The following is a 5,449-nucleotide window of genomic DNA, read 5'->3' as shown; positions in this document are numbered from 1 at the left end:
CGGGATTTCGGCGTTGTTGGAGTTGGGTCCGGATGGTCCGTTGACGGCGGCGGCGAAGGAGGTTCTGGGTTCTGGGGTGACGGCGGTTGCGGCGCAGCGCCGGGACCGGGATGAGGTGGAGTCGTGGCTGTCGGCGTTGGCCCGGTTGTATGTGACGGGTACGCCGGTGCGGTGGCCGAACTCGGCGGCACCGGAGTTGGAGCTGCCGACGTACCCGTTCCAACACCAGCACTACTGGCCGATCGTCAAGGGCGCCACCGGCGATCCCCGCTCGCTCGGGCTCAGCAGCGCCGAACACCCCCTGCTCGGCGCGGCGGTCAGCCTCGCGAGCACCGAAGGCGCCGTCCTCACCGGCCGCCTCGGTCTGACCACCCATCCCTGGCTGTCCGGGCACGCCCTCAACGGCACCGTGCTCGTCCCCGGCACCGCCCTGCTGGAGCTGGCCCTGCGGGCCGGCGAGGAGGTCGGCTGCCAGCAGGTCGACGAACTCACCCTGCAGGCTCCGCTGGCCCTTCCCGAGCACGGCGGCGTGGCCGTTCAGCTCGCGGTGGCCGCACCCGGCTCGGACGGGCGCCGGGAAATCACCATCCATGCCTGCCCCGATGGCGACGACGACACCTGGGCCCTGGTCGCCACGGGTCTGCTCGCCCCCGCCGCGCCGGCACCCTCAGCCGCGCCCGCCGAGTGGCCCCCGGCCGGCGCCGAGGCGGTCGACTTCGCCGGCCTCTACGACCAGCTGAGCACCATGGGCTTCCGGTACGGCTCGGCCTTCACCGGGCTGCGACGGGTCTGGCGCCGCGACGGCGAGGTCTTCGCGGAGGTCCGGCTGCCGGACGAGTTCCACGACGACGCGTCCGCGTTCGGGCTGCACCCCGCGCTGCTCGACGCCGCGCTGCACCCGCTCGGGTTGGGCGCACCGCAGCCGGCCGGAGCGGGCGGTCAGGCGGCCGGCGGCGGAATGCCGTTCTCCTGGACCAGCGTCAACCTGCACGCCGCCGGCGCCACCGAACTGCGCGTCCGGCTCACCGTCGGCGGCGAGAACACGGTCGCGGTCCACGCCACCGACCCGTCCGGCGCGCCGGTCGTCTCGGTCTCCGCGCTGGTGCTGCGGCCCATCTCCGCCGCGGTCGCACCCGCCAGGCACGAATCGCTGTACCGGTTGGCCTGGACGGAGGTCGCCGCGGGCGCCGAGGCGCCGGCGGCGGCGGTGCTGGGCGACGACGCGTACGGCCTGCGCGCCGCGCTGCCCGGTGCGGCCGGACTCGCCCGGCTGGACGAGACGACCGAGGCGACCACGCTCGTGTACGCGTGCAGCCCCGAAGGCGACCTCGACGAGGCCACGGCGCACGCCCTCGGGCTGCTGCAGGAGTGGACCGCGTCGGACCGGCCGGGCCAGCTCGTCATCGTCACCAGGGGAGCGACCGACGCCGGTGACGCGCGCCCGGGCTCGCTCGCCGGTGCGGCGGTCTGGGGCCTGGCGCGCTCGGCGCAGTCCGAGCACCCGGGCCGGATCGTGCTGCTCGACCTCGACCCGGCCGCACCGGTCACCCCCGCGGCGGCCGCCCTGCCCACCGACGAACCCCAACTCGCCCTGCGCGGGACCACCCTGTTCGCGCCGCGGCTCGCCACCGCCACGCCGCCCCCGCTCGCCGTGCCACCGGACACGAACTGGCACGTGCGGACCACCGGCCGCGGCACCGTCGACGACCTCGTGGCCGTCGAGCTGCCGGACGGACCGCTCGGGCCGCGCGAGGTCCGGGTCGCCGTCCGTGCCGCCGGGGTCAACTTCCGCGATGTCCTGATCGCGCTGGGCATGTACCCGGACCCGCATGCCCTGCCCGGCTCCGAGGCCGCCGGCATCGTGCTCGAGGTCGGCGCCGAGGTCACCGGCATCGCGCCCGGGCAGCGGGTGATGGGGCTGTTCACCGGGGCGCTCGGGCCGCGCGCCGTCACCGACGAGCGGCTGGTCGCCCCGATTCCGGCCGGCTGGTCCTTCGCCGAGGCGGCGACCGTACCGGTCGCCTTCGTCACCGCGTACTACGGGCTGATCGACCTGGGCGGCCTGGCGGCCGGACAGTCGGTGCTCGTGCACGCGGCGGCCGGCGGCGTCGGCATGGCCGCGGTCCAGCTCGCCAAGTGCCACGGGGCCACGGTGTACGCGACCGCCAGCCCCGCCAAGTGGGACGCGCTGGTGCGCCTGGGCGTGCCGGCCGACCGGATCGCCTCCTCGCGCGACCTGGGCTTCGCCGAACGGTTCCCGGCCCAGCACCTCGTGCTCAACTCGCTCACCGGCGCGTACGTCGACGCCTCGCTCGACCTGCTCACCGCGGACGGTCGCCTGCTCGAACTGGGCAAGACCGACCTGCGCGACGCGGATGCGCTGGCGCAGCGGTGGCCCGGCGTGGCATACCTGCCGTACGACCTCGGCGACCCGGGACCCGACCGGATCGGGCAGATCCTGCGGCACCTGGCCGAGCTGTTCGGCCAGGGCGAGCTGCACCCGCTGCCGCTGCACGCCTGGGACCTGCGCCGCGCCGCCGACGCGCTGCGCCACATGAGCCAGGCCCGGCACATCGGCAAGATTGTGCTCACCGTGCCGTCCGCGCCCGACCCGGCCGGTACCGTCCTGATCACCGGCGGCACCGGGACGCTGGGTGGCATCGTCGCGCGGCACCTGGTCACCGCGTACGGCATCCGGCACCTGCTGCTGACCAGCCGGCGCGGGCCGGACGCGCCGGGCGTCGCCGAACTGCTGGCCGACCTGACCGCGTTCGGCGCCGACGCCACCGTCCGCGCCTGCGACGCCGGCGACCGGGACGCCCTCGCCGCCCTGCTCGCCGAGATCCCCGCCGACCGGCCGCTCACCGCCGTCGTGCACACCGCCGGCGTGGTCGACGACGGCGTACTCGAATCCCTGACGCCCGACCGGCTGCGGACCGTGCTGCACGCCAAGACCTCCGCGGCGGTACACCTGGACGAGCTGACCCGCGACGCGGACCTCGCGGCCTTCGTCCTGTTCTCCTCCATGGCCGGCATCGTCGGCGCCGCCGGCCAGGCCAACTACGCCGCCGCCAACAACGCGCTGGACGCGCTCGCCGCCCGGCGCCACGCCGACGGCCGCGCCGCGCTCTCGCTGGCCTGGGGCCAGTGGGCGCAGGCCAGCGGGATGACCGGCGACCTGGACGCCGCCGACCTGGAGCGCATCGCCCGCTCGGGGGTCGGCGCCCTGCCGACCGACGAGGCGCTCGGCCTGCTCGACTCCGCGCTCGCCGGCGGACTGCCCGCCGTCCTGCCGGCCCGGTTCGACCTCGCCATCCTGCGCAGGCAGGCCGGGCTACCGTCGATCTGGCGGGGGCTGGTCCGCACCCGCCTGCGCCGCGCCGCCGGTGCCGCCGACGGCACGGACCTCGCCGTGCGGCTCGCGGGACTGCCCGCCGACGACGCGCGCCAGCTCATCCTGGACCTGGTCCGCACCAGCGTCGCCGCCGTCCTCGGCCACGGCGACCCGGCCGCGATCGGCTCCGGGCGCGCCTTCAAGGATCTCGGCTTCGACTCGCTCACCGCGGTGGAGCTGCGCAACCGGCTCGGCACCATTACCGGCATCCGGCTGCCCGCCACCCTGGTCTTCGACTACCCCACCCCGGAGACGCTCACCCAGCACCTGCTCGGCGAGCTGACCGGCGACACGGCCCCGGCGCCGGCCGTCACGGCCGCCGCCCGCGCCACCGGGAACGACGAGGTGGTCATCGTCGCCATGGGCTGCCGGTACCCCGGCGGCGCGAACTCGCCCGAGGAGCTCTGGCGCCTGGTCGACGAGGGCATCGACGGGCTGTCCCCGTTCCCCGTGGACCGCGGTTGGCGCCTCGACGAGCTGTACGCCCCCGACGGCACGGCGGTCGGTGAGGGCGGCTTCGTCCACGACGCGGGCTCGTTCGACGCGGACTTCTTCGGCATCTCGCCGCGTGAGGCGCTGGCGATGGATCCGCAGCAGCGGCTGCTGCTGGAGACGTCGTGGGAGACGTTCGAGCGGGCCGGGATCGACCCCCGGTCGCTGCGCGGCAGCGCCACCGGTGTCTTCATCGGTGCCGCTCACCAGGCCTACGGCAGCGGCGTCACCGAGGTACACGACGCGGTGGTCGGGCACCTGCTGACCGGCAACGCCACCAGCGTGGTCTCCGGCCGGGTGTCGTACGCGTTCGGCTTCGAGGGGCCGGCCGTTTCGGTGGACACGGCGTGCTCGTCGTCGCTGGTGGCCATGCACCTGGCCGCTCAGGCGCTGCGGGCCGGGGAGTGCGATCTCGCGCTGGCCGGCGGCGTCGCGGTGATGGCCCAGCCCGGAATGTTCGTGGAGTTCTCCCGGCAGCGTGGCCTGGCCGGTGACGGCCGGTGCAAGTCGTTCGCCGAGGCGGCCGATGGTACGGGCTGGGGCGAGGGTGTCGGCGTCCTGCTGCTGGAGCGGCTGTCCGACGCGCGGCGGCTGGGGCATCGGGTGTTGGCGGTGGTGCGTGGTTCGGCGGTGAACCAGGACGGTGCGTCGAATGGGCTGACGGCGCCGAATGGTCCGTCGCAGCAGCGGGTGATCCGGGCGGCGTTGGCCAACGCGGGCCTGACGCCGGCCGAGGTGGATGTGGTGGAGGCGCACGGGACCGGTACGAAGCTCGGTGACCCGATCGAGGCGCAGGCGTTGCTGGCGACCTACGGGCAGGATCGGCCGGAGGACCGGCCGTTGTGGCTGGGTTCCATCAAGTCCAACATCGGTCACACGCAGGCCGCGGCGGGGGTCGCGGGTGTCATCAAGATGGTGATGGCGATGCGGGCCGGAGTGCTGCCCCGCACGCTGCACGTGGACGCGCCGTCGTCGCAGGTGGACTGGTCGGCGGGTCAGGTCCAACTGCTGACCGAGGAGCGGGAGTGGGCCAGCGACCGGCCGCGCCGGGCGGGTGTGTCGTCCTTCGGCATCTCCGGCACCAACGCGCACGTGGTGATCGAGCAGGGTCCGACCGCGGTGGCACGGGTGACGTCTGCCCCGGGTCCGGTTCCGCAGGACGCCCCGGTTTCCGTGCCGTGGGTGCTGTCGGGTCGTAGCCGCGGTGCGGTGGCGGATCTGGCGGGTCGGTTGTTGCCGTTGGTCGATGGTGGTGACGCGGTGGCGGCGGGGTTGTTGAACCGTGGGTTGTGGGAGTGCCGTTCGGTGGTGTTGCCGTCGGGGTTGGGTGCGGGTTTGGCGGCGTTGGCGGAGGGCCGTGAGTCGCCGTTCGTGGTGTCTGGTGAGGCCGTGTCGGATGGTCGGTTGGGTGTGGTGTTTACGGGTCAGGGTGCGCAGCGGGTGGGGATGGGTGCTGGCCTGGCACAGGTGTTTCCGGTGTTCGCGGGGGCGTTGGATGAGGTGTGTGGGCTGTTTGGTGGTGGTTTGCGTGAGGTGATTGAGTCGGGGGTGGGGTTGGAGCGG

General features: G+C 74.5%; 1 protein-coding gene. It reads left to right on the top strand.

What is annotated here, in order from left to right:
• Window positions 1–76: 76 nt before the first annotated feature.
• Window positions 77–5,449: SDR family NAD(P)-dependent oxidoreductase (locus tag ABEA87_RS41990; RefSeq protein WP_345639387.1), on the top strand; the 5,373-nt coding region annotated here is incomplete at its 3' end.

The sequence above is a fragment of the Rugosimonospora acidiphila genome, assembly GCF_039543385.1.
In the GTDB taxonomy this organism is placed as follows: Bacteria; Actinomycetota; Actinomycetes; order Mycobacteriales; family Micromonosporaceae; genus Rugosimonospora; species Rugosimonospora acidiphila.
The sequence above is the reverse complement of the archived record's forward strand: the minus strand, read 5'-3'. Positions and strand labels throughout refer to the sequence as shown.